Raw genomic sequence first — 23,803 nt, 5'->3', positions numbered from 1 at the left:
GCCGTGCGCAGCGTTGCGACGGCGGCCCGACCGATTTCGCGGCCGGCGCGCCTGAGCGTGCCGGCCGCCCTGTTTTCTAGTCTGCGGGGAATCCCATGAAACTACTCGTCGTCGGTTCCGGCGGCCGCGAACATGCGCTGGCGTGGAAGCTCGCGCAGTCGCCGCGCGTCCAGATGGTCTACGTCGCGCCCGGCAATGGCGGCACGGCGCAGGACGAGCGTCTGAAGAACGTCGACATCACGTCGCTCGACGCGCTGGCCGATTTCGCGGAAAGCGAAGGCGTCGCGTTCACGCTCGTCGGGCCGGAAGCGCCGCTCGCGGCCGGCATCGTCAACCTGTTCCGCGCGCGCGGCCTGAAGGTATTCGGCCCGACCCGCGAAGCCGCCCAGCTCGAAAGCTCGAAGGATTTCGCGAAGGCGTTCATGAAGCGCCACGGCATCCCGACCGCCGACTACGAAACCTTCTCCGACGCGGCCGCCGCGCACGCGTACATCGACGCGAAGGGTGCGCCGATCGTCGTGAAGGCCGACGGCCTCGCGGCCGGCAAGGGTGTCGTCGTCGCGATGACGCTGGAAGAAGCGCACGCCGCGGTCGACATGATGCTGTCGGGCAACAAGCTCGGCGACGCCGGCGCGCGCGTCGTGATCGAGGAATTCCTCGATGGCGAGGAAGCGAGCTTCATCGTGATGGTCGACGGCAAGCACGCGCTGGCGCTGGCTTCCAGCCAGGACCACAAGCGCCTGCTGGATGAAGATCGCGGCCCGAACACCGGCGGCATGGGTGCTTACTCCCCTGCCCCGATCGTCACGCCGCAGATGCACGCACGCGTGATGCGCGAAATCATCATGCCGACCGTGCGCGGGATGGAGAAGGACGGCATCCGCTTCACGGGCTTCCTGTATGCGGGCCTGATGATCGACAAGGAAGGCAATCCACGCACGCTGGAATTCAACTGCCGGATGGGCGACCCCGAGACGCAGCCGATCATGGCGCGCCTGAAGAGCGATTTCTCGAAGGTCGTCGAGCAAGCGATCGCGGGCACGCTCGACACGGTCGAGCTCGACTGGGACCGCCGCACCGCGCTCGGCGTCGTGCTGGCCGCGCACGGCTATCCGGACGCGCCGCGCAAGGGCGACCGCATCAACGGGATCCCGGCCGAGACCGAACAGGCCGTGACGTTCCATGCGGGCACGACGCTCGACGGCGACAAGCTGACGACGTCCGGCGGCCGCGTGCTGTGCGTGGTCGGCCTCGCCGATTCGGTGCGCGAAGCGCAGCAGCATGCGTACGACGCGATCAACCAGATCAATTTCGAAGGCATGCAGTATCGCCGCGACATCGGCTTCCGCGCGCTGAACCGCAAGAGCGCGTGACGATCGCTTCGGGCGCGCCGCGACGCTGCGCGCCCGCTCCTCTGCCGGGGTTCGATAGAATGCCCGGCAGATGCCTTTTTTACGCCCCCCGCTTGACGCGGAGGCACCCAGTCCAGACATGACCGATTCGACCTACGACGTGGCGCGCGTGCGCACGTACCTCCAGGGCCTGCAGACACGCATCGCCGACGCGCTCGGCGCGCTCGACGGCACGCCGCTTGCGACCGACGCGTGGCAGCGCGGGCCTGAAGAGCGCCTGCGCGGCGGCGGCTGCACGCGGATTCTCGAAGGCGGCCGCGTGTTCGAGCGCGCGGGAATCGGTTTTTCCGACGTCGCGGGCGACGCGCTGCCGCCATCGGCGAGCGCCGCGCGCCCGCAGCTGGCCGGCCGCGGCTTCGAGGCGCTCGGCGTGTCGCTCGTGCTGCACCCGCGCAACCCGTACTGCCCGACCGTGCACATGAACGTGCGGATGCTGATCGCGACGAAGCCGGGCGAGGCGCCGATCTTCTGGTTCGGCGGCGGCATGGATCTGACACCGGTTTATCCGTTCGAGGACGACGCACGTCATTTCCACCAGACCTGCAAGGACGCGCTCGAGCCGTTCGGCGCCGAGCTCTATCCGCGCTTCAAGACGTGGTGCGACGAGTACTTCTTCCTGAAGCACCGCAACGAGACGCGCGGCATCGGCGGGATCTTCTTCGACGATTTCTCCGAACCCGGATTCGAACGCTCGTTTGAGATGATGCAAGCCGTCGGCGACGCGTTCCTGAACGCGTATCTGCCGATCGTCGAGCGCCGTGTCGCGCTGCCGTACGGCGAACGCGAGCGCGAGTTCCAGGCTTACCGGCGCGGCCGCTACGTCGAATTCAACCTGGTGTTCGACCGCGGCACGCTGTTCGGCCTGCAAAGCGGCGGCCGGACCGAATCGATCCTGATGTCGATGCCGCCGGTCGCGAACTGGCGCTACAACTGGCAGCCCGAGCCGGGCTCGCCGGAGGCGCGCCTGACCGACTTCCTCGTGCCGCGCGACTGGGTCTGAGCCCGCCGCGCCCCGCCGCCCCACGAACAGGACACGTTTTTCTGGACACCAAAGCCTGCCCCGCCCCGCAGCCGCGCCCGCTGTCACGTCGCATCGGCCTGCTGGGCGGCACGTTCGACCCGATCCACGACGGCCATCTCGCGCTCGCGCGCCGGTTCGCCGACGTGCTCGGCCTGACCGAACTCGTGCTGCTGCCCGCCGGGCAGCCGTACCAGAAGCGCGACGTGTCGGCAGCCGAGCATCGGCTCGCGATGACGCGCGCCGCGGCCGGCGCGCTGTCGCTGCCCGGCGTGACGGTCACCGTCGCGACCGACGAGATCGAGCATGAAGGGCCGACCTACACGGTCGAGACGCTTGCGCGCTGGCGCGAGCGAATCGGCCCCGATGCGTCGCTGTCGCTGCTGATCGGCGCCGACCAGCTGGTCCGGCTCGACACCTGGCGCGACTGGCGCACGCTGTTCGACCATGCGCACGTGTGCGCGTCGACGCGCCCAGGCTTCGACCTCGGCGCGGCGCCGCCGGACGTCGCACAGGAAATCGCGCGGCGCCAGGCCGGCGCCGACGTGCTGAAAGCCACGCCGTCCGGTCACCTGCTGATCGACACGACCCTGGCGTTCGATATCGCCGCAACCGACATCCGCGCGCACCTGCGCGAATGCATCGCGCGTCATGCGCAAATGCCCGATGCGTCGGCCGAGCATGTGCCGGCCGCCGTCTGGGCCTATATTCTTCAACATCGTCTCTACCATTCCTGATTCCATGGATATCCGCAAACTGCAGCGCGTGATCGTCGACGCACTCGAAGACATCAAGGCGCAAGACATCAAGGTGTTCAACACCAGCCACCTGACCGAACTGTTCGACCGCGTGATCGTCGCGTCGGGCACGTCGAACCGCCAGACCAAGGCGCTCGCGTCGAGCGTGCGCGACAAGGTCAAGGAAGCCGGCGGCGACATCGTCAGCTCCGAGGGCGAAGACACCGGCGAATGGGTGCTGGTCGACTGCGGCGACGCGGTCGTGCACATCCTGCAGCCGGCGCTGCGCCAGTACTACAACCTCGAGGAAATCTGGGGCGACAAGCCCGTCCGGATGAAGCTCGGCGGCAGCAAGGGCCCGAACGGGTTCGCAACCGCCAGCGAAGACGAGGACGACGAGGAAGAAGCACCCGCACGCCCGGCGCGCAAGACCGCAGCGCGCCGCCGCTGAGTCGCCGCGAGTCGTCCCGATGAAGCTTTTCATCCTCGCGGTCGGCCACAAGATGCCCAGCTGGATCGCGTCCGGCTTCGACGAATACACGAAGCGGATGCCGCCCGAGCTGCGCATCGAGCTGCGCGAGATCAAGCCCGAACTGCGTTCGGGCGGCCGCAGCGCGGAAAGCGTGATGGCGGCCGAGCGGCAGAAGATCGAGGCCGCGCTGCCGAAGGGCGCGCGCATCGTCGCGCTCGACGAGCGCGGCCGCGACTGGACCACCATGCAGCTCGCGCAGGCGCTGCCCGGCTGGCAGCAGGACGGCCGTGACGTCGCGTTCGTGATCGGCGGCGCCGACGGGCTCGATCCGGAACTCAAGGCGCGCGCCGACACGCTGCTGCGTATCTCGAGCATGACGCTGCCGCACGGGATGGTGCGCGTGTTGCTTGCCGAACAGCTTTACCGCGCGTGGAGCATCACGCAGAATCACCCCTATCATCGCGCATGACGTGTCGTCCTCGGGACGCGCGCCGCGCGCGCTCAACGAGATAACGACACCATGCCGTCCAGCACGCCTTCCGCGCCTTTGCCGTCCCCCCTGTTTCCGGCCCCGCCGTTCCCGACCCCGCTGTTCCCGACCCTTTACCTCGCTTCGCAAAGCCCGCGCCGCCAGGAACTGCTGCAGCAGATCGGCGTGCACTTCGAACTGCTGCTGCCGCGCCCCGACGAGGACGCCGAGGCGCTCGAAGCCGAACTGCCCGGCGAAGCCGCCGACGCGTACGTGCAGCGCGTGACCGTCGCGAAGGCCGAGGCCGCGCGTGCGCGCCTCGTCGCGAGCGGCAAGCCGGCCGCGCCGGTGCTCGTCGCCGATACCACGGTGACGATCGACGGCGCGATCCTCGGCAAGCCGGCCGATGCCGACGACGCGCTCGCCATGCTGACCCGTCTCGCGGGCCGCGAACACGAAGTGCTGACCGCCGTTGCCGTGATCGGCGCCGACGGCGAACTGCTGCCCCCCGCGCTGTCGCGCTCGTCGGTACGCTTTTCGAACCCGCCGCGCGCCGCGTTCGAGCGCTATGTCGACACCCGCGAACCGTTCGGCAAGGCCGGCGCGTACGCGATCCAGGGGCGCGCCGCCGAATTCATCGAGCGAATCGACGGTTCCCATTCGGGTATCATGGGTCTGCCCCTTTTTGAGACTGCCGCGCTGCTGCGCGCCGCGCGCGTCGCCTTCTGAATCCCACCATGAACGAAGAAATCCTGATCAACCTCACGCCGCAGGAAACGCGGGTCGCACTCGTCCAGCAAGGCGCGGTGCAGGAGCTTCACGTCGAGCGCACGCTGTCGCGCGGGCGGGTCGGCAACATCTACCTCGGCAAGGTCGTGCGCGTGCTGCCCGGCATGCAGTCGGCATTCATCGACATCGGCCTCGAGCGCGCGGCGTTCCTGCACGTCGCCGACATCTGGCATCCGCGTCTCGCGGGCGAGCCGCTGTCGGGCGCGCCGCACCAGCCGATCGAGAAGATCGTGTTCGAAGGCCAGACGCTGATGGTCCAGGTGATCAAGGATCCGATCGGCACGAAGGGCGCGCGGCTGTCGACGCAGGTCAGCATCGCGGGCCGCACGCTCGTGTACCTGCCGCAGGAGCCGCACATCGGCATCTCGCAGAAGATCGAGAGCGAGGCCGAGCGCGAAGCCGTGCGCGCGCGGCTGACCGCCGTGATCCCGCCGGACGAGAAAGGCGGCTACATCGTGCGCACGATCGCCGAGGACGCCACCTCGGACGAACTGGCGGGCGACGTCACCTACCTGCGCAAGACCTGGGCGACGATCGTCGCGCAGGCGCAGCGGCTGCCGGCGACGAGCCTGCTGTACCAGGATCTCGACCTCGCGCAACGCGTGCTGCGCGATTTCGCGAACGACGACACGACGCGCATCCAGGTCGATTCGCGCGAGACGTTCCAGCGCCTCGCGGAATTCGCCGGCGAGTTCACGCCCGCGGTGAGCCCGAAGCTGCATCACTACACCGGCGAGCGGCCGCTGTTCGACCTGTACAACATCGAGACGGAGATCCAGCGCGCGCTGTCGCGCCGCGTCGACCTGAAGTCGGGCGGCTACCTGATGATCGACCAGACCGAGGCGATGACGACGATCGACGTGAACACCGGCGGCTACGTCGGCGCGCGCAACTTCGACGACACGATCTTCAAGACCAACCTCGAGGCCGCGCATACGATCGCGCGGCAGTTGCGGCTGCGCAATCTCGGCGGGATCATCATCATCGACTTCATCGACATGGAGAACGCCGAGCATCGCGACGCGGTGCTGTCCGAGCTGAAGAAGGCGCTGTCGCGCGACCGCACGCGCGTGACGGTCAACGGCTTCTCGCAGCTCGGGCTCGTCGAGATGACGCGCAAGCGCACCCGCGAATCGCTCGCGCACGTGCTGTGCGAGCCCTGCCCGACCTGCCAGGGCAAGGGCCAGGTGAAGACCTCGCGCACCGTGTGCTACGACATCCTGCGCGAGATCCTGCGCGAGTCGCGCCAGTTCAACCCGCGCGAATTCCGCGTGATCGCCGCGCAGCAGGTGATCGACCTGTTCCTGGATGAAGAATCGCAGCATCTCGCGATGCTGATCGACTTCATCGGCAAGCCGGTATCGCTGCAGGTCGAGTCGAATTTGAGCCAGGAGCAGTACGATATCGTGCTGATGTAACGTTCCGCCCTGCCCGCCGCCGGCCTGGCCGTGCGGCGCCCCGATGCGGCGCCCGGGCCGCTCGCGCATGTTGCGCCAGCGCCCGCCGCCGCTGCCCTTTTCCTCTTCTCGTTCATCACCCACCATGAGCCAACGCCACAACCGCCGTCAGCGCAAGAAACTCCACATCGCCGAGTTCCAGGAACTCGCGTTCAACGCGACCGCGCAATACCGCAACGAGCTGTCCGACCTCGAGCGCGGCCAACTGATCGATGCGTTCATCGATTTCGTCGAAGCGAACGGGCTGCTGACCGTCGCGTCCGCGGACGAAGGAATCGGCGCCTACGTGATCTCCGGCGCGCCGCGCGGCACGACGACCGACGCCGATCGCGAAAGCGTGCGCGGCTGGCTGGCCGCACGTCCGGAACTGACCGACGTCCAGGTCAGCGAATTCACCGACGCGTGGTATCCGGACGCCTGACGCCTGCGTTACGCCTCCGTTACGCCGCCGCTCTGGCAGCGTCCGCGCCTGCCCGCCATCACGGCGGGGCAGGCGCCGCCCCGCCCTCCTTTCTTCCCCCTCTTCCCCTTCCCCCATCACACGACGCGCATCGCGTCGACCGTGATTACCCCGACTCCGGCAGTGAATCGGACGCTTACTTCAATTTAACGATCATTAAAAGACGTCTCGCGCCGACGGACCTACTCTGTTCGTACGAATCCGGTTATATCCGGCACGAATGGCAAGCAAGACGAAAGAATGCAAACGCTTCGTCCTGCTGGCGCTCCGGGTTCCGATTCGGGCGAATACGCGACACGGCGACAGGTCCATCAGGGAGACAACAACGATGCGCCCGACGCTTTGCTTCCGCAGCGACGATACGTCGGCGCACACGCGAGCCGCCTGATTCATTTCCATAATCAAGACGAGGACGACATGAACACGCTCACCAATCAACACGCAGGACTCCGAATGATCATGATCGCGGCCGGCGCCGCGGCACTGATGTCGTTGTCCGCATGCGGCGGCTCCGGCTCGCTGAGCCAGGGCACCGGCGGCTCCGGGTCGGGGTCCGGCGACACGACGGCCACCACGGGCGGGACGAGCAACGGCTCGGGAAGCGGCTCGGGAAGCGGTTCGACAGTCGGTAGCACGGGCAGCGGCTCGGGCACCGGCTCGGCAGGCAGCGACACATCCGCCAATGCGCTCGGCCAGACGATCGGTGGGTCGAGCAACATCGTGACGGCCGGCGGCGGTGCCATATCGGGCGTCGGCACGGCGATCGCGGGCCAGTCGCTGCCCGGCACGAGCGCCTCGACCACGCAGGGGCTCGGCACGGTCGTGCAGGACGTCGGCGCGGCCGTCACGACGCTCGGCACCGGGCTCGGGTCGGGCCTCGGCCAGCTCGGCGCATCGCCGAATCCGGTCGGCACGACCGTCTCGAGCACGGGGGGCGTGGTCACTCATCTCGGCCAGGCCGTCGCCGCGACGGGCGGTGTCGTGTCGAGCCTCGGTGCCAGCGGCTCCGCCCTTGCGCCGCTCGCGCCCGTCACGTCGCCCGTCGGCGGCGCGGTGACCGCGCTCGGCAACACGATCGCCGGCGGCGGCGCGACGCTCGGCACGCAACTGTCGACCGGGCCGGTCGCGCAGATCACGGGCACGGCCAGCTCGGCGATCACGCCGATCACGACGACGGTCGGCTCGGTCACCCAGACGGTCGCGGCGAGCACGCCGCTCGGCGCGCCGCTGACGAACCTCGTGACGACCGTCGGCAACGGCGTCGCGAACGCCGGCACGACGCTCGCGAAGACCGGCAACAATCCGCTCGCGACCGGTGTCGGCAACGTCGTGACCGCGACCGGCAACACGGTCGCGACCGCCGGCACGGCACTCCTCGGCGGCGGCTCGGCCGCGACGAATCCGCTCGCACCGGTGACGGGACTCCTGTCGACCGGCGCGCTCGGCGGCGCGACCGGCGGCAGCAATCCGGCCGGTGCGCTCACGTCGGCGGTCGGCGCCGTGACGGGCGCGGCCGGCAGCTCGCCGGTCGGCAGCCTGACGGGCGGCACCGGCACCGGCGCGCTGTCGAAGACCGGCGGCGGCCTGCTCGCCCCGGTGACGACGACGCTCGGCGCGCTGGTCAAGTAACGCCACACCGGCCGGCAGCGCGGCGCCCGAACCGTCGGCGGCGGTCGGGCGCCGCGTTCGTTGCGGCCCCCGACCCCGTGCGCACCCGCGGTCCGTCCCCGCCCTTTGCTTGCCGTCCGGCGCGTCCCGTCCCCGCGGAAATCGGTCCTGAAAGGAAGACACGTTAAACTCTCACCTCGCGTGGTGCGCCGCCCGCACCCGCCATCCATCGCCAGCCGCGTGCCTCCGGGCCGCCCCCGACCCATGGAGTGAGTGTCAATGAGCGGCGGACTTCCGTTTCCCGCATCCCGCATGTCGTTCCCGTCCTCGACGGTCTTCCTGGTTCTCGCCGCCGCCGCGCTGCTGTCCGGCTGCGGGTTGCTGCCGACGCAGAATCCGCCCGCGCCGATCAGCGAGGCGCTCGTCGAACCCATCGAGGAAACCGCCGGCGAACCGCTGACGATGCCGCCCGTGCCGCCGCCCGTGCAGCCGGAGGAACCGGAAGCGCCGAAAAAGCCGCACCGCGAGGTGACGCGGCCGAAGCCGGTGCAGCACCCCGAATCGCCGACGCCGCCTCCTCCACCGCCGGCCCCGCTGGTCGCGACGCGCCCGCTCGACCGCACCCAGATCCATGCGCTGCTCGACAGCGAAGTCGCGCGCCGCAACGGCAAGGTGATCGGCCGCGCGGTCGACATGGTGGTCGACGCGAGCGGCAAGCCGCGCGAGATGGTCGTCAACCTGCAGGGCTTCATGGGCATCGGCGACCGCAAGGTCATCTTCCCGTGGAATGTGTTCCGCTTCACGCCGGGCGGCAAACAGGAACCGATCGTGCTCGACGTGCCGTCGGGCGAACTGCCCCCGGCCGCGCGGCCGAAGGCCGTGCCGCCGTCGGACTCGGCCGCGGCGTCGCCCACGACACGACTGCCGATGCTCGACAACGACGTCGAGCGCCCGAACGGCACGAAGATCGGACGCGTCGTCGACGTGCTGATCGACCGCGCCGCCCAGCCGCAGGCCGTCGTGCTCGACCTCGGCGGGCTCGTCAATACCGACCGCCGCTCGATCGCCGCGAGTTGGGGCGCGCTGCGCTTCGTCACGCGCAACAAGGCGCTGCATCCGCAGCTCGACCTGAACGATGCGCAGATCAAGGCGTCGCCGCCCTACGCGGCCGACAAGCCGATCATCGCGGTCTACCCGCCCGCTGCTCCGGCCGCGGCTTCGTCTGCGAGTGCTGCCCGATGACGATCAAGCAATCCGTCAGCGTACGCAGTCTGCGGTCCCTCGACTGGCTCAACTTTTTCGTTGCAAACGTTCAAACCGGGTTCGGTCCGTTCATCGCGTCCTACCTCGCGTCGCACAAGTGGACGCAGGGCGAGATCGGCATGGTGCTGTCGATCGGCACGATCAGCGCGATGGTCAGCCAGGTGCCGGGCGGTGCCGCCGTCGACGCGCTGAAGAACAAGAAGGGCGCGGCCGCGTGGGCGATCGCGGCCATCATCCTGTCCGCGGTACTGCTCGCGGCGAGCCCGACGATCGTGCCGGTGATCGCGGCCGAAGTGTTCCACGGCTTCGCGAGCTGCATGCTCGTGCCCGCGATGGCCGCGATCTCGTTCTCGCTGGTCGGCCGCGCCGACCTCGGCGACCGGCTTGGCCGCAATGCGCGCTGGGCGTCGATCGGCAGCGCGGTCGCGGCGGGCCTGATGGGGCTCACCGGCGAGTATTTCTCCGCGCGCGCGGTGTTCTGGCTGACCGCCGTGCTCGCGTTGCCCGCGCTGTTCGCGCTCGCGATGATCCAGCCGACGCACGAAGTGATCCCGCAGTCGTCGAAGCCCGACGATCACGACCAAGGCGCGGAGCGCGAGACGCTGCTCGAGCTGCTGCGCGATCGCCGGATGCTGACCTTCGCGGCCTGTGTCGTGCTGTTCCACCTGTCGAACGCCGCGATGCTCAACCTCGCGGCCGGCGAAGTGACGGCCGGGATGGGCGAGAACGTGCAGCTCGTGATCGCCGCGTGCATCATCGTGCCGCAGGCGATCGTCGCGATGCTGTCGCCGTGGGTCGGCCGCTCCTCGCAACGCTGGGGACGCCGGCCGATCCTGCTGCTCGGCTTCTCGGCCCTGCCGGTGCGCGCGCTGCTGTTCGCCGGCGTGAGCAGCCCGTACCTGCTCGTGCCGGTGCAGATGCTCGACGGCATCAGCGCGGCCGTGTTCGGCGTGATGCTGCCGCTGATCGCAGCCGACGTCGCGGGCGGCAAGGGCCGCTACAACCTGTGCATCGGGCTGTTCGGTCTCGCGGCCGGGATCGGCGCGACGCTCAGCACGGCCGTGGCCGGCTATGTCGCCGATCACTTCGGCAACGCGGTCAGCTTCTTCGGGCTCGCCGGCGCCGGCGCGCTCGCGGTGCTGCTGGTCTGGCTCGCGATGCCCGAAACGCGCGTCGAAAACGGCGACGCGACCACCGGTGAGCCGGCGGCCGCGCCGTCCGAACAGGCGCACTGACGCGCTCGCCCCTCCCCGCTTCCCGGCTCGCACACGATGGATACGCTCAGAACCCTCAACGAAGCCCGTCAGCAAATCCAGCAGTCGATCTTCGATCTGTTCAAGGGGCTGACCTTCGGCGAACGGCTCACGCAGGGCACGCTGATGGCGCTGCAGACCGTGTGCGGCGCGTGCCTCGCGTATGCGATCGGCCGCGCCCTGCATACCGAGCAGGCCGTATGGGCGGCGATCACCGCGATCGCCGTCACGCAGCACAACTACTCGGACACGATGTCGCTGTCGCGCGACCAGTTCGTCGGCGCGATGATCGGCGGCCTGCTCGGCTTTGCCGGCGCGGCGCTCGGCGGCGACCGCCTCGTCGCGTATGCGATCACGGTCGCGGTCGTGATCGTCAGTTGCTGGTGCCTGAACGTCGGCAGCGCGGCACGGCTCGGTGGCGTTACCGCGACGATCGTGCTGCTGTTTCCGGGCAACGGCCCGCTCTGGGACATTCCGCTGATGCGGCTCGGAGAAGTCGCGCTCGGCACCGTCTGCGCGCTGGGCGTGTGCTGGGTGATGGCGCGGATCGAGCGGCGCTGGTTCCGCCGGGCGGTGGACCGGGACAACCACCAGGAGAAGTGACGCGACTGCCGGGACGCACGCCCGGCAGCCGGATGGATCGATGATCGACGGGAAGCGTTACGGGCCGACCCGCAGCACGATGCCCGAGCCGATCTGCACGAGCAGATAGTCGCCGCCGACACCGACCCATTGATAGCCGCGCGGCGGCTGGCTCAGGTGGTAGCCGCGCCAATCGTCGACCACGTACTGGCGATCGCGGAATTCGTTCGGGAGCCGGTCGCCCTTGTGCCAGTCGCGGCGCGGCTGATCGGCCCAGCGCTGCGGCATGTCGTCGTCGCGATGCATCGCCTGGCCGGGCGGCATGTGCTGCGGGCCGTGGCCGCGCTGCATGCCGCGGCCGCCGTGATTGCCATGATCGCCGCGATTGTCGTAGTTGCCGTGATCCTGCGCCATCGCCACCGGCGCCGCGAAACCCGCCGCGATCAGCGCGGCCAGCATCATCCCGTGCATCGTCCTCATTGTCCTTCCCTCCGTGTTGTCACGTCGAACCGGAAACAACTGGAACCACTGGAACCACTGGAACCACTGATCCTGCCCGATCAAGCCTAGCACACCGGCATGATCCGGCGTCACGCCGCCTGCTGCTGGTACTGGATCCGGTGCAGATGCGCGTACAGCCCGCCGTGGCGCAGCAGCGCGTCGTGACTGCCCTCCTCGACGATCTTCCCCGCTTCGAGTACGAGGATCCGGTCCGCGCGCTCGATCGTCGACAGCCGGTGCGCGATCACGAGCGTCGTGCGCCCTTCCATCAGCCGCTCGAGCGCAGCCTGCACGTGGCGCTCGGATTCCGAATCGAGCGCGGAAGTCGCCTCGTCGAGGATCAGGATCGGCGCGTCCTTGTAGATCGCGCGCGCGATCGCGAGCCGCTGCCGCTGGCCGCCCGACAGACGCATCCCGTTGCCGCCGACCAGCGTGTCGAGCCCGTCGGGCATCGCGGCGACCGCGTCGGCGAGGTTCGCGGCCTCGAGCGCCGCCTGCACGCGTGCGCGATCCGGCGTCTGCCCGTATGCGACGTTGGCGGCGATCGTGTCGTTGAACAGCACGACGTCCTGGCTGACCATCGCCATCTGGCCGCGCAACGCGTGGAGATCGTAGTCGGCCACCGGCACGCCGTCGACCAGGATCGCGCCGTCCGTCGGATCGAAGAAGCGCGGCAACAGGTTCACGAGGGTCGTCTTGCCGCTGCCCGACGGCCCCGCGAGCGCGATCATCTCGCCCGGCGCGACCTTGAACGAAATGCGGTCGAGCGTCGGCCGCTCGGCGGCGCCGTAGTCGAACGACACGTCGCGGAATTCGATCTCGCCGCGCGCATGCGGCAGCGCACGGCCGCCGCCCTGCGGCTCGGCCGGCTCGTCGATCAGCCCGAAGATCAGCTCGGCGGCCGTCATCCCGCGCTGCAGCGGCTGGTTGACGTCGATCAGGTGCTTGAGCGGCGAAATCACCAGCAGCATCGACGTGACGAACGCGACGAAGCCGCCGACCGTCGTCTGGTCGTTGGTCGACTGCACGACCGCGATCGTGATCACGACCGCGAGCGCGATCGATGCGAGGAACTGCGTCAGCGGCTGCGCGAGCCCGCCCGAGATGGTCATGCGCATCGCGTAGCCGCGCAGGCGCTTGCTCATCGTCGTGAAGCGGTCCATCTCGTACGCTTCGCCGTTGTGCACCTTGACGACCTTGTAGCCGCCGACCGTCTCCTCGACGATGTACGACAGCTCGTTGGTCAGCGTCTGGTGCTCGCGGTTCAGGCGGCGCAGGCGGCGGTTGATCTTGCTGACGAGCCAGCCGATGCCCGGCAGGATCACCGCGACGATCAGCGTGAGGCGCCAGTTCAGGTAGAACAGGTAGCCGAGCAGGAACATGACGGTCAGCGAGTCGCGCACGAGCGTGACCATCACGCCGGTCAGCACCGACAGGATCTGGTTGACCTCGAACACGATGGCGTTGATCACGGTGCTCGCGGTCTCGCGCTGGAAGAACGACGCGCCGGTGTGGATCATCCGCTGGAACATCTCGAGCCGCAGCTGCAGCAGGATGCGGTTCGACACGTAGTTGAGCAGGTAGTTGGACGCGTACTGCGACACGCCGCGCACGAGCGCGAGGCCGATCACCGCGATCGGCACGTACCATTTCGCGCGGTCGCTGCCGTGCGAGCCGAAGCCGTGGTCGAGCAGCGGCTTGAGCAGCGCCGGGATCCCGGCTTCCGTGGCCGCGACGACGCCCATCGTCATCACGGCGAGCACCACGATGCCGATGAGCGGCCGGATGTACGGCCACAAGCGCTTGAGGACCGTGACGGGCGACGTACTGGTGCCGTCCATCGGTTTGCGAAGAGTGTTCTGGGTTTCCAAGGCAATCCTTCTTGAGCCGCGACGCGACGCCCGGGGCATGGCTGCCCGGGTTTCGCCCCCGTCCGGCGGGTGCCGAAAAAGGCCCAACATTATAGCTGGACCGCCCCCGCGGGCACGGCCGCTGCCGAAGCGGCCGCCGGCCGGTGCGCGGGTATACTGCCGCTCACCGTTTTCTCCGCCTTTTCGACGATTTCATGGCAGAACCCACCCTCGGCGTCGCCCTCATCGCCCTCAACGCGGCCGCGCGGCTCGCGCAGTGCCTCGACGCGCTGACTTTCGCCGACGACATCGTCGTGATCGACGGCGGCAGCACCGACGACACCGTCGCGATTGCCCGCGCGCACGGCGCGCGCGTGATCGTCGAGCGCGACTGGCCGGGCTTCGGCCCGCAGAAGAACCGCGCGCTCGACGCGCTCGGCACCGACTGGATCCTGTCGCTCGACACCGACGAAGTGGTCAGCCCGGCGCTCGCGCAGTCGATTCGCGCCGCGATCCGCGCGCCGTCCGCGCAGGTCTATGCGCTCGACCGGCTGTCGAGCTTCTGCGGCCAGTGGATCCGCCACAGCGGCTGGTATCCGGACTGGGTGCCGCGCCTATTCCGGCGCGGCACTGCCCGCTTTTCCGACGATCTGGTGCACGAACGGCTCGTATTCGATACACCCGCGCAGCGGCTGCCGGGCAAGCTGATGCACTATTCGTACGAAGATTTCGAAACCGTCGTGCGCAAGCTCGATGCGTATTCGACGGCCGGCGCGCGCCAGCGCCGCGCGGCCGGCCAGCGCGGCGGCTTCGGCAAGGCGCTCGCGCGCGGCTTGTGGGCGTTCGTGCGCACCTACCTGCTGCGGCGCGGCTTTCTCGACGGCCGCGCGGGCTTCATGATCGCCGTGTTCAATGCGGAAACGGTCTACTACCGGTTCCTGAAACTCGGCCACGAAGCGGCGCGCTGAGCGCGCCCGGCCATCCTCCCGCCCCGACACCACCGGCATGGGGCCGGCCCGGCGTTACAATGCCGGGCTGCCCGCGCGCCATGCGCGCCCAAGCGGCGGCGCATCGCGCGCCGCCGACACGACGACCACCGAATCCGACCGCCATGTTCTCCATCATCATCCCGACCTGGAACAACCTGCCGTACCTCAAGCTCGTCGTCGACAGCCTGCGCCGGCATTCGGCGTACGACCACCAGATCATCGTGCACGTGAACGACGGCTCGGACGGCACGCTCGACTGGGTGCGCAGCGAAGGCCTCGAACACACGTCGTCGCCGGCCAACATCGGCATCTGCCACGCGGTGAACCTGGCCGCCGCGCGCGCGACGCACGACTACGTCGTCTACATGAACGACGACATGTACTGCTGCCCCGGCTGGGACGCGGCGCTGGTGCGGCGCATCGAGCAGATGCCGACCGACCTGTTCATGCTGTCCGGCACGATGGTCGAGCCGGTCGATACGCGCAACCCGTGCGTCGTCGTCAGCAATTTCGGCCGGGATGCCGACCAGTTCGACGCAGCAGGCCTCATCGCGGCCACGCCGAAGCTCGCGCGCGCGGACTGGCTCGGCTCGACCTGGCCGCCGACGCTCGTGCACCGCGACTGGTGGAACCGCATCGGCGGCTACAGCAGCGAGCTGTCGCCCGGAATGAGCAGCGACAACGACTTCTCGATGAAATTCTGGGACGCCGGCTGCCGGATCTTCCTCGGCGTCGGCGACAGCCTCGTCTATCACTTCCAGCAAAAGAGCACGGGCAAGATCGTCAAGAACGACGGCCGCCGCCAGTTCCTCAACAAATGGGGCATGACCCAGGCCACGTTCGACCGCTATTACCTGCATCGCGGCGAGCCGGCCGGCTCGCGTGTCGCGCTCGACACGCCGGCGGTCGAAGGACGGCTCAAGCGCGCGCTGCTGCGCTCGCGGATCAAGCGCGCATTCAGCTGATCGGGCCCCGGAAACGGCACGGAAACGCGCGCGGCTTCGCGTATACTGCGCGCTTCGTCCCGCGCGGTGCCGCCGGGACGCGCGGCGCGCAACAAGGCGTCCGCATGCCGCAATCGTCCATTCGACAGGTTCCGATGCTTTCGTTTTCCGCTCCCGCCACGCGGCGCCTGACCGCCGCCCGCGCCTTCGCCGTCATCGCGCTCTGCATGGTGCCCGTCTCGACCGCGCTGACCAACGTGTTCTGCGGGCTGTTCGCGGTCGCGCTCGTCATCTCGCCCGAATTCTGGCGCGACCTGCGCTCGTTGGTCACCGAACCGGCGTCGCTCGCGGCGCTGCTGATCCTCGCGGCGCTGACCGCGAGCGTCACGTATACGGTCGCGCCGCACCCGAAGGCCTGGAACTGGGTCGCCAAGTACGACAAGCTGCTGCTGCTGCCGTTTGCCCTGCTCGCGTTCCGTCATTCGAACTGGGCACCGATCGTGCGGCGCGCGTGGTTCGGCACGCTGTGCGTGATCCTGCTGCTGTCGACCACCAACTATCTCGGGCTGACCGCGATCGGGCCCGCGCATGCGACCGAGCTGCCGCTGTCGCGTGCGTGGGTGTTCAAGAACCATATCGCAGCCGGCATGTTCGGCGCGCTGCTGTTCTACCAGGCCGCCGACCTCGCGCTGTCGGCCCGTACCACGTTGTCGCGCGCCGCGTATGCGGGCGTCGCCGCGTGGTCGCTGATCAACGTGTTCGTGATGCTGCAGGGCCGCACCGGGCAGGTTATCGCGCTGCTGCTGATGCTCGTCGTCGCGGTGCGTTTCGTGCTGCTGCTGCGCCGCCAGTCGGCGCTGCGCGCGGGGCTCGCGGCCGGTGCGCTGGTGCTGGCGGGCGTCGCGCTCGTCGCCGCCGCGTGCACGGAGCACAACGGCCGGCTGGTGAAGGTCGTGTCGGAAGTGCAGCAGTATCGGCGGACCGACGCGATCACGTCGACCGGGCTGCGTCTCGAGTGGTACAAGAAGGGGCTCGAGCTGTATCGCGAGCGCCCCGCGATCGGCTACGGTGCGGGCGGCCTCGAGTTCGAGTTCCAGAAGCTCACGGCCGGCAAGACGGCCGCCGAGGGCCAGCTCACGTCGAATCCGCATAACGAATACCTGCTGATGGCCGTGCAGCTCGGCACGCTCGGCGTACTGCTGTTCGTGAACCTGATCGTGCAGATCGCGCGCGGCAGTCGTACGCTCGATCCGCGCTCGCGGCAGTTGCTGCTCGCGTGGCTCACGATCTTCGCGATCGGCAGTCTCGCCAATTCGCTGTTGCTCGATTTCGCCGAAGGGCACCTGCTGGTGCTGCTCGCCGGCATCCTGATCGGCTGCGGCGTGCGCGGCGAGACGCTGCCGCGCGAGACGTCGGCGATCCGGCGCAGCGCTTGACCCAGGGCCGCGCAACGCGGCGGCAGGCAGCCGGCAGTGCGCGCGGCCTGCCGCGCGATCGGCTTTCCTAGCGGCGCACGCGCGCCGCTGTCAGACGAGCCGCCGCGCGCCGTCAGCGCGCCGCGATCCCTCCCCCGCTTTTCAGATCAGGACAACGTCCGGTCGTCGCGCGTCAGTCCGGGCGCGCGCGATGCAGCCGCGACGTGTCGATGACGCCATCGGCCGCGCCGGGCAGATTCAGCCCGAGCATCTCGGCCGCCGCGGCCTTCACGCGCTGCGTGCCGAGGTTGGCGAGGCAGTCGCTGCGGCTGTCGACATGACGCTCGCAGCCCTCGTGCCGGCATGGCACGCAGTCACCCTCCCCCTGCAGCAGCCACACATTGCCGTGCCGCGCGGAGCCGCGCAGCGCCCACGGGTTTTCGGTCGGCGGCCAGTGCTGCGGCCACGGCCCCCAGCGCACCGGGTCGGACGGACCGAACAGCGCGATCGTGTCGGTGCCGGTCGCCGCCGCGACGTGCGTCGCGCCGGTATCGGGCCCGATGAACAGCCGCGCGCGCCGCACCAGCTCCGCGCTTTCGCCGAACGTGAGGCGGCCGACCAGGTTCAGCACGTCGCCGCCCGCCTCGGCCGCGACCTGCTCCGCGTACTCGCGCTCGCGATCGGCCGGGCCGCCCGACAGCGCGATCGCGAACCCCTGCGCGCGCAGCCACGCGATCATCTCGACCCAGCCCTCGAGCCGCCATTGCTTGTAACGGAACATCGGATACGGATGCAGCACGACGAGCGGCTTGCCGTCGCGGATCGCCGGCGATTCCGCGAGCCACGCGTCGAAGCGCGCGCGCCGCGCGGGATCGTCGCCGATGCCGGGCGCGACGACCTCGGACACCGGCTCGATACCGATCACCGGCGCCAGCGCGAGCGTGCTGACGACCGTATGCGCGGATTCGTGGTGATTGATCGCGATCCCGTTCAGCATCATCCGCGTGAGCCAGGTGACGCGGTTCGGATCGACGAGGCCGACGCGCTTGCGGCCGGCGAACCAGCTGTAGAAGCGCGGCCGGTCGGAGCTCAGCGCCGCGCACGCGAGATCGTAGCGGCGCCACATCGACAGCGCGTCGCGCAACCGCTCGCCAAATCCCGCGCGCTGCGCGACGACGATCACGCGCCGCACGTCGGGGTTGTGCTCCAGCACGCCCTCGGTGCCGCGAAACACCAGCATGTCGATCTGCGCGTCGGGCCAGCGCGCCTTCAGCGAACGCACGAGCGGCGTCGTCAGCAGCACGTCGCCGATACGGCGCGGTGCGGCAACGAGGATGGTTCTGGGCGGGCGGGCGGAAGAAAACAGGGCCACGTCAATCGATCCGTCTAGCTGGCTGAACAAGGCTCGCAATGTACAGGATTTTGCGGCCGCCGGCGTGCGGCCGGGCCGAAGGCGCGAAGCGGCGGTGGGCGGTGGGCGGTGGGCGGTGGGCGGTGGGCGGTGGGCGGTGGGCGGTGGGCGGTGCAGCGGCCCGCCCCGGTGGTCCGGCGTGCGCGGCCGGCTGCCGCTCCCAAGTATCCGTCCGGTCGCGTTGCCGACGCTGCCGGCCTTGCGCAGGCTCTACGAAGCGATCGCGCCGATCCCGGGCGTCGCGGCCTGCACGGCCGGCAGCGGCATTGCGCCGCCTGGCGCGTTGTCGGGCTGTCCGGCCGGCGTCAGCAGATGAAGCACCGCGCGCTCCAGCGCGTCGACGTCGATCGCGTCGACCGTCGCACCGGCCCGCAAGATCGTATGCGGCACGCCGAGCGGATGCCAGCGCAGGTATTTCTCGGGACGGTCCTCGAACAGCGCGGCGACCGGTACACCGAGCGCCGACGCGAGATGCACGGGCGCGCTGTCGGCCGACACGATCGTATCGAGCAAGCTCGCGGCGGCCACCAGTTCGGCGACCGACGACGGCGTGACGTGCCGCGCGTTCACGTCCCGCCACCCGTCGCCATCGGCGCCGGTCGCAGCCGACACGGCGGGATCGCAGAACACGATCACGTCGGCGACCGGTGCGAGCCGCCTGGCCAGCTCGCGCCATCGATCGGCAGGCCAGCGACGCTCGGCCGCCTTGTTCGACACGAACAGGCCGACGCGCGGCTTCGTGCGCGGCCCGAGCAGCCGATACCACGTGTCCTGCAGCGCACGGTCCGGGTGCACGGACAGCGCGAGACCGTCGAGATCGGTGCGGCCGAGTTCGGGCACCAGCCGGAAGCCCGACAGCGCCTCATGGCCGATCGGCCGCGTCGCGACATGCTCGGGCTTGCGATCGTCGAATTCGGAATCGGCATCGTGCCAGCGGCAATCCCGCGCGCCGAGCTGGCGCGCGAACTGGATGCTGCTGCGATGCATGCCGCCATTCGGCACGACCACGAGATCGAACCGCAGGCGGCGCAGCCGGCGCACGAGCCGCAGCCGGTCGAAGAACGCGCGCATCCGGCCCGGGCGGTCGTTGCGCTCGCACTGACGGCTATACACGTACGTATGGACCGCATGCACGTCCGGATTGCCGGCCAGCGCGGCCGCGTTGTAGCGGTTCGCGACCACGTGCAGTTCCGCGTCGGGCCAGCGCTGCTTCAGCGCGCCGAGAAAGGCGGTCGTGCACAGCATGTCGCCCAGAAAATCAATCCGGATCACGAGGATCCGCTGCGCCGGTTTCCCGTTGGCCATTGTCGTGGTGAGACTGTCGGTTTTTTTATCGTCGGGTACCGGGCCGGTGTCCTGGCGTGCTGCCCCGTGCCGGCCGCTCGCGGCATCGCCGTGCATCGCCGCGCGGAACCGTCCCCGTTTTCACGCGAAGAGGCGGCGTAGACCAGTGGATAAACCTCGGCCGGCACCGCATGCGCGTCGCGTGCGACGGATTGTATAGCGTCCGGACGGCAGTCCCAAGCGCCCAAAATGAAAACGGCCTGCCGCACCGCACAATGGCGATGCGACAGGCCGCGCCGGGCGACCGCCATACGGCGGGGCTGGGTCAGTACGTGATTTCGACGCGACTGCCGTCGAACGCCGCCCGCAGCTCCGCGAGCAGCGTGTCGCTCGGTTTCACGCGCCACGCGTCGCCGAGACGCATTTCGCCCTGCGCGCGTGCGTTGCTGTAGTGGACCTGGACCGCGAGCCCGTTCGGCAGCGGCGCCTGCGGGCGACGGCCGCCGTCGCGGCCGCCGCCGCGCGGCGTGGGCGCCTCGACGGCGGGCGCGGCCGCCGGATCGTCCTTCGACACGTGCGGCTCGAGCACGCGGCGCAGTGCCGCCGCATCGGCATTGCCGTTCATCGTCAGCCGCACCGCCTGCGCATAGCGGCTGCGCGCGCGCTCGAGATCCATCACCGTGTCGGCCGTGAAACGAATGCCGCCGGTGAACGCGTCGTTGCGCGCCTGCCCCTGCACGATCAGCAGTTCGTCTTCCTTGAACAGCGCCTTGTTGGCCTCGAACTGTTCGTTGAAGATCGTGATCTCGCACTGGCCCGAACCGTCGTCGAGCAGCGCGATCAGCATCTTGCCGCGCTGGGTCATCTGCGTGCGCAGCGACGCGATGATGCCCGCGACGAGCTTGTCGCGGCCTTCCTTCAGGTCGCCGACCTTCTGCCGCACGAACCGGCGCACTTCGTCGCGATACGCGTCGAACAGGTGGCCGGACAGGTAGAAGCCGAGCGCGCCCTTCTCTTCCTGCAGCCGGCGCTTGTCGTCCCACGCGGGCTCGTCGACGAGCGCATGCGCGTGCGGCGACTCGGCGCCCATGTCGAACAGGCCGGCCTGCATCGCGTTCGCCGCGGCCTGGTCGGCCGCTTCCATCGCGAGCGGCACCGATGCGAGCATCTGCGCGCGGTTCGCGTTCAGCGAATCGAACGCGCCGGCGCGGATCAACGCCTCGACCGTGCGACGGTTGACGACGCGCCGGTCGATCCGCTCGCAGAAGTCGAACAGGTCGGAGAACGGCTTTTCCTCGCGAGCGCGCAGGATTTCCTCGATCGCGTTCTGGCCGCTGCCCTTCACCGCACCGAGGCCGTAGCGAATCGTGCGCGAGCGCTTGCCGTCCGCTTCCGCGACCGGCTCGAACCGGTAATGCGACTGGTTGATGTCCGGCGGCAGCACGGCGAGGTTGTTCACGACGCAGTCGTCGAACAGGATCTTCACCTTGTCGGTGTCGTCCATCGCGAGCGTCATGTTGGCCGCCATGAATTCGGCCGGATGGTGCGCCTTCAGCCACGCGGTGTAATACGCGAGCAGCGCATAGGCGGCCGCGTGCGACTTGTTGAAGCCGTAGCCCGCGAACTTCTCCATCAAGTCGAAGATCTCGTCGGACTTCTCGCGCGTGAGGCCGTTCTTCGCCGCACCCTCGGCGAAGATCTCGCGATGCTTGGCCATCTCCTCGGGCTTCTTCTTGCCCATCGCGCGACGCAGCAAGTCGGCGCCGCCGAGCGAGTAGCCGCCGATGATCTGCGCCATCTGCATCACCTGCTCCTGATAGACCATGATGCCGTAGGTCTCTTTCAGGACGGGTTCGACGCGCGGATCCGGATAGTCGACCTTCTCGCGCCCGTGCTTCCGTGCGCAGAAGCTCGGGATCAGGTCCATCGGGCCCGGACGGTACAACGACACGAGCGCGATGATGTCCTCGAAGCGGTCAGGCTGCGCGTCCTTCAGCATCCCCTGCATCCCGCGGCTTTCCAGCTGGAACACGGCGACCGTGTTGGCCTTCTTCAGGATCTGGAACGATGCCGGATCGTCGAGCGGCACCTGCGCGAGCGACCAGTCGGCCTTCGACGCATCGAGGCGCCGAATGTAGCGCTCGGCCCAGTCGAGGATCGTCAGCGTCGTGAGGCCCAGAAAGTCGAACTTCACGAGGCCGACGGCTTCGACGTCGTCCTTGTCGTACTGGCTGACGACACCGCCCTCGTCGCCCTGCGTGTACAGCGGGCAGAAATCGGTCAGCTTGCCGGGCGCGATCAGCACGCCGCCCGCGTGCATCCCGACGTTACGCGTGAGGCCTTCGACACGCTGCGCGAGGTCGAGCAGCTGGTGCACTTCGTCCTCGTGGTCGTAGCGCTCCTGAAGCTGCGGCTCCTCCTTCATCGCGTCGGCGATCGTTACGTGCTTGCCCGGCTTGAACGGGATCAGCTTCGCGACGCCGTCGGTGAACATGTAGCCGAGATCGAGCACGCGGCCGATGTCGCGCACCGCCGCCTTCGCGGCCATCGTGCCGAAGGTGGCGATCTGCGACACGGCGTCCGCGCCGTATTTTTCCTTCACGTACTGGATCACGCGATCGCGGCCGTGCTGGCAGAAGTCGATGTCGAAGTCGGGCATCGACACGCGTTCCGGATTCAGGAATCGCTCGAACAGCAGGTTGTAGCGCAGCGGATCCAGATCGGTAATGCCGAGCGCGTACGCGACCAGCGAACCGGCGCCCGAGCCGCGGCCCGGGCCGACAGGCACGCCGTTGTTCTTCGCCCAGTTGATGAAGTCGGCAACGATCAGGAAGTAGCCCGGGAAGCCCATCTTCGTGATGGTCCCGCATTCGAATTCGAGCCGCTTGTAGTACGTGTCGCGCTGCGCGTCGCGCTCCGCGGCATCCGGATACAGTTGTTCGAGGCGCTTCTCGAGCCCCTCCTTCGACAGCTGGACCAGGTAGTCGTCGAGCGACATGCCGTCCGGCGTCGGGAACAGCGGCAGCTTCGGCTTGCCAAGCTCGAGCTTCAGGTTGCAGCGCTTCGCGATCTCGACCGTGTTCGCGACCGCCGACGGCAGGTCGGCGAACAACGCGACCATGTCGTCCTGCGTGCGGAAGAACTGATCGGTCGTGAAACGCTTCTGGCGCCGCGGATTCGCGAGCATGTCGCCTTCCGAGATACACACGCGCGCTTCGTGCGCGGTGAAATCGTCGTCGGTCATGAACTGCGTCGGATGCGTGGCGACGACCGGCAGCTTCAGCGACGCGGCAAGCGTCGCGGCCTGCTGGATGTACGCCTCGGCGCCCGGCTGGCCGTAACGCTGCAGCTCGATGTAGAAGCCGCCCGGAAACACCTTCGCCCAGCGCTCGGCATGACGGCGCGCGGCTTCCTCGTTACCGGCCGCGAGCGCGAGCCCGATGTCGCCCTGCTGCGCCCCCGACAGCGCGAGCAGCCCCTGCGACAGCTCGCCATCGAGCCAGCTCGCGTCGAGCTCCGCGCGGCCGCGGTACTGGTTCGTGAGCCATGCCTTCGACAACAGCTCGCACAGGTTCAGGTAGCCGACCTTGTCCTTCACCAGCAGCAGCAGGCGCGACGGTTTGTCGCGATCGTCGGGATTGGCGATCCAGACGTCGCAGCCGGCGATCGGCTTGATGCCCTTGCCGCGGGCTTCCTGGTAGAAACGGACGAGGCCGAACGCGTTGCCGAGATCGGTGAGGGCGAGCGCGCCCTGGCCGTCTGCGGCGGCCGCCTTGACGATGTCGTCGAGACGCACGATGCCGTCGGCAATCGAGAATTCGGAGTGAACGCGGAGGTGGACGAAGCGGGGATCTGACATGGGCGTTATTGTAGCCGCGTCGTCGCGCAG

General features: G+C 68.9%; 20 protein-coding genes. 15 read left to right on the top strand and 5 right to left on the bottom strand.

What is annotated here, in order from left to right:
- Positions 1-95 precede the first annotated feature (95 nt).
- The 12 genes from purD to ACTJKF_RS12435 all read left to right on the top strand — a co-directional run bounded on the left by purD (position 96) and on the right by ACTJKF_RS12435 (position 11,541).
- Entirely contained in the window at positions 96-1,373 is a 1,278-nt protein-coding gene (purD, locus tag ACTJKF_RS12490) for a phosphoribosylamine--glycine ligase (RefSeq protein ID WP_440623845.1), read from the top strand.
- Between the two features lie 118 nt (positions 1,374-1,491).
- Entirely contained in the window at positions 1,492-2,412 is a 921-nt protein-coding gene (hemF, locus tag ACTJKF_RS12485) for an oxygen-dependent coproporphyrinogen oxidase (RefSeq protein WP_440623844.1), read from the top strand.
- 41 nt (positions 2,413-2,453) lie between these two features.
- Entirely contained in the window at positions 2,454-3,167 is a 714-nt protein-coding gene (locus ACTJKF_RS12480; protein ID WP_440623910.1) for a nicotinate-nucleotide adenylyltransferase, read from the top strand.
- A 4-nt stretch (positions 3,168-3,171) separates the two neighbouring features.
- The gene (gene rsfS / locus ACTJKF_RS12475; RefSeq protein ID WP_440623843.1) at positions 3,172-3,618 is read left to right on the top strand and encodes a ribosome silencing factor; all 447 of its coding nucleotides are present in this window, start codon (positions 3,172-3,174) and stop codon (positions 3,616-3,618) included.
- Positions 3,619-3,637: 19 nt separating this feature from the next.
- On the top strand, positions 3,638-4,108 hold the full coding sequence (gene rlmH, locus ACTJKF_RS12470; RefSeq protein ID WP_440623842.1) for a 23S rRNA (pseudouridine(1915)-N(3))-methyltransferase RlmH: 471 nt from the start codon (positions 3,638-3,640) through the stop codon (positions 4,106-4,108).
- Between the two features lie 51 nt (positions 4,109-4,159).
- Positions 4,160-4,837, top strand: a complete 678-nt coding sequence (locus ACTJKF_RS12465) for a Maf family protein (RefSeq protein WP_440623841.1) — start codon at positions 4,160-4,162, stop codon at positions 4,835-4,837.
- Positions 4,838-4,845: 8 nt separating this feature from the next.
- On the top strand, positions 4,846-6,315 hold the full coding sequence (gene rng, locus ACTJKF_RS12460) for a ribonuclease G (protein WP_440623840.1): 1,470 nt from the start codon (positions 4,846-4,848) through the stop codon (positions 6,313-6,315).
- A gap of 124 nt (positions 6,316-6,439) precedes the next feature.
- Positions 6,440-6,775, top strand: coding sequence for a YggL family protein (locus ACTJKF_RS12455; protein WP_440623839.1), 336 nt, complete (start codon positions 6,440-6,442; stop codon positions 6,773-6,775).
- Between the two features lie 456 nt (positions 6,776-7,231).
- The gene (locus ACTJKF_RS12450) at positions 7,232-8,443 is read left to right on the top strand and encodes a collagen-like triple helix repeat-containing protein (protein ID WP_440623838.1); all 1,212 of its coding nucleotides are present in this window, start codon (positions 7,232-7,234) and stop codon (positions 8,441-8,443) included.
- A 258-nt stretch (positions 8,444-8,701) separates the two neighbouring features.
- Complete coding sequence (locus ACTJKF_RS12445; RefSeq protein ID WP_440623837.1) at positions 8,702-9,664, top strand: PRC-barrel domain-containing protein; 963 nt, start codon at positions 8,702-8,704, stop codon at positions 9,662-9,664.
- Complete coding sequence (locus tag ACTJKF_RS12440) at positions 9,661-10,920, top strand: MFS transporter (protein WP_440623836.1); 1,260 nt, start codon at positions 9,661-9,663, stop codon at positions 10,918-10,920. The genes ACTJKF_RS12445 and ACTJKF_RS12440 overlap by 4 nt, the downstream gene beginning before the upstream one ends.
- A 36-nt stretch (positions 10,921-10,956) precedes the next feature.
- Positions 10,957-11,541, top strand: coding sequence for an FUSC family protein (locus tag ACTJKF_RS12435; protein ID WP_440623835.1), 585 nt, complete (start codon positions 10,957-10,959; stop codon positions 11,539-11,541).
- A 57-nt stretch (positions 11,542-11,598) separates the two neighbouring features.
- Here the strand turns inward: ACTJKF_RS12435 and ACTJKF_RS12430 are convergent, their stop codons facing one another.
- Both ACTJKF_RS12430 and msbA read right to left on the bottom strand, forming a co-directional pair.
- Positions 11,599-12,000, bottom strand: a complete 402-nt coding sequence (locus tag ACTJKF_RS12430; protein WP_440623834.1) for an RcnB family protein — start codon at positions 11,998-12,000, stop codon at positions 11,599-11,601.
- A 110-nt stretch (positions 12,001-12,110) separates the two neighbouring features.
- Entirely contained in the window at positions 12,111-13,862 is a 1,752-nt protein-coding gene (gene msbA / locus ACTJKF_RS12425; RefSeq protein ID WP_440623909.1) for a lipid A export permease/ATP-binding protein MsbA, read from the bottom strand.
- Between the two features lie 224 nt (positions 13,863-14,086).
- Between msbA and ACTJKF_RS12420 the strand changes: the two genes are divergently transcribed.
- From ACTJKF_RS12420 to ACTJKF_RS12410, 3 genes are all read left to right on the top strand, one after another.
- Positions 14,087-14,839, top strand: a complete 753-nt coding sequence (locus ACTJKF_RS12420; RefSeq protein WP_440623833.1) for a glycosyltransferase family 2 protein — start codon at positions 14,087-14,089, stop codon at positions 14,837-14,839.
- 143 nt (positions 14,840-14,982) lie between these two features.
- Positions 14,983-15,825 (top strand): glycosyltransferase family 2 protein, encoded by an 843-nt coding sequence (locus ACTJKF_RS12415; RefSeq protein WP_440623832.1) that lies wholly within the window; start codon positions 14,983-14,985, stop codon positions 15,823-15,825.
- Between the two features lie 134 nt (positions 15,826-15,959).
- On the top strand, positions 15,960-17,240 hold the full coding sequence (locus tag ACTJKF_RS12410) for an O-antigen ligase family protein (RefSeq protein ID WP_440623831.1): 1,281 nt from the start codon (positions 15,960-15,962) through the stop codon (positions 17,238-17,240).
- Between the two features lie 172 nt (positions 17,241-17,412).
- Here the strand turns inward: ACTJKF_RS12410 and ACTJKF_RS12405 are convergent, their stop codons facing one another.
- From ACTJKF_RS12405 to dnaE, 3 genes are all read right to left on the bottom strand, one after another.
- A complete protein-coding gene (locus ACTJKF_RS12405; protein ID WP_440623830.1) occupies positions 17,413-18,591 on the bottom strand; it encodes a glycosyltransferase family 9 protein in 1,179 nt (392 codons plus the stop codon).
- A 249-nt stretch (positions 18,592-18,840) separates the two neighbouring features.
- The gene (locus tag ACTJKF_RS12400) at positions 18,841-19,935 is read right to left on the bottom strand and encodes a glycosyltransferase family 9 protein (RefSeq protein ID WP_440623829.1); all 1,095 of its coding nucleotides are present in this window, start codon (positions 19,933-19,935) and stop codon (positions 18,841-18,843) included.
- Between the two features lie 304 nt (positions 19,936-20,239).
- Complete coding sequence (dnaE, locus tag ACTJKF_RS12395) at positions 20,240-23,773, bottom strand: DNA polymerase III subunit alpha (protein WP_440623828.1); 3,534 nt, start codon at positions 23,771-23,773, stop codon at positions 20,240-20,242.
- Positions 23,774-23,803 lie beyond the last annotated feature (30 nt).

Origin of the sequence: Burkholderia sp. 22313 (genome assembly GCF_052045245.1) — a bacterium.
GTDB lineage: Bacteria > Pseudomonadota > Gammaproteobacteria > Burkholderiales > Burkholderiaceae > Burkholderia.
Note: the sequence above shows the minus strand (reverse complement) of the source record. Positions and strands in the feature narration are given on the sequence as shown.

Excerpts from the sequence above, each read along its gene's own strand:
- ACTJKF_RS12420 (WP_440623833.1), top strand. The coding sequence starts at position 14,087 with ATGGCAGAACCCACCCTCGGCGTCGCCCTCATCGCCCTCAACGCGGCC.
- ACTJKF_RS12410 (WP_440623831.1), top strand. The coding sequence starts at position 15,960 with ATGCTTTCGTTTTCCGCTCCCGCCACGCGGCGCCTGACCGCCGCCCGC.
- rsfS (WP_440623843.1), top strand. The coding sequence starts at position 3,172 with ATGGATATCCGCAAACTGCAGCGCGTGATCGTCGACGCACTCGAAGAC.
- dnaE (WP_440623828.1), bottom strand. The coding sequence starts at position 23,773 with ATGTCAGATCCCCGCTTCGTCCACCTCCGCGTTCACTCCGAATTCTCG.
- ACTJKF_RS12435 (WP_440623835.1), top strand. The coding sequence starts at position 10,957 with ATGGATACGCTCAGAACCCTCAACGAAGCCCGTCAGCAAATCCAGCAG.
- ACTJKF_RS12430 (WP_440623834.1), bottom strand. The coding sequence starts at position 12,000 with ATGAGGACGATGCACGGGATGATGCTGGCCGCGCTGATCGCGGCGGGT.
- ACTJKF_RS12450 (WP_440623838.1), top strand. The coding sequence starts at position 7,232 with ATGAACACGCTCACCAATCAACACGCAGGACTCCGAATGATCATGATC.
- ACTJKF_RS12445 (WP_440623837.1), top strand. The coding sequence starts at position 8,702 with ATGAGCGGCGGACTTCCGTTTCCCGCATCCCGCATGTCGTTCCCGTCC.
- ACTJKF_RS12440 (WP_440623836.1), top strand. The coding sequence starts at position 9,661 with ATGACGATCAAGCAATCCGTCAGCGTACGCAGTCTGCGGTCCCTCGAC.
- purD (WP_440623845.1), top strand. The coding sequence starts at position 96 with ATGAAACTACTCGTCGTCGGTTCCGGCGGCCGCGAACATGCGCTGGCG.
- msbA (WP_440623909.1), bottom strand. The coding sequence starts at position 13,862 with ATGGACGGCACCAGTACGTCGCCCGTCACGGTCCTCAAGCGCTTGTGG.
- rlmH (WP_440623842.1), top strand. The coding sequence starts at position 3,638 with ATGAAGCTTTTCATCCTCGCGGTCGGCCACAAGATGCCCAGCTGGATC.
- ACTJKF_RS12455 (WP_440623839.1), top strand. The coding sequence starts at position 6,440 with ATGAGCCAACGCCACAACCGCCGTCAGCGCAAGAAACTCCACATCGCC.
- ACTJKF_RS12415 (WP_440623832.1), top strand. The coding sequence starts at position 14,983 with ATGTTCTCCATCATCATCCCGACCTGGAACAACCTGCCGTACCTCAAG.
- hemF (WP_440623844.1), top strand. The coding sequence starts at position 1,492 with ATGACCGATTCGACCTACGACGTGGCGCGCGTGCGCACGTACCTCCAG.
- ACTJKF_RS12465 (WP_440623841.1), top strand. The coding sequence starts at position 4,160 with ATGCCGTCCAGCACGCCTTCCGCGCCTTTGCCGTCCCCCCTGTTTCCG.
- ACTJKF_RS12400 (WP_440623829.1), bottom strand. The coding sequence starts at position 19,935 with ATGGCCAACGGGAAACCGGCGCAGCGGATCCTCGTGATCCGGATTGAT.
- rng (WP_440623840.1), top strand. The coding sequence starts at position 4,846 with ATGAACGAAGAAATCCTGATCAACCTCACGCCGCAGGAAACGCGGGTC.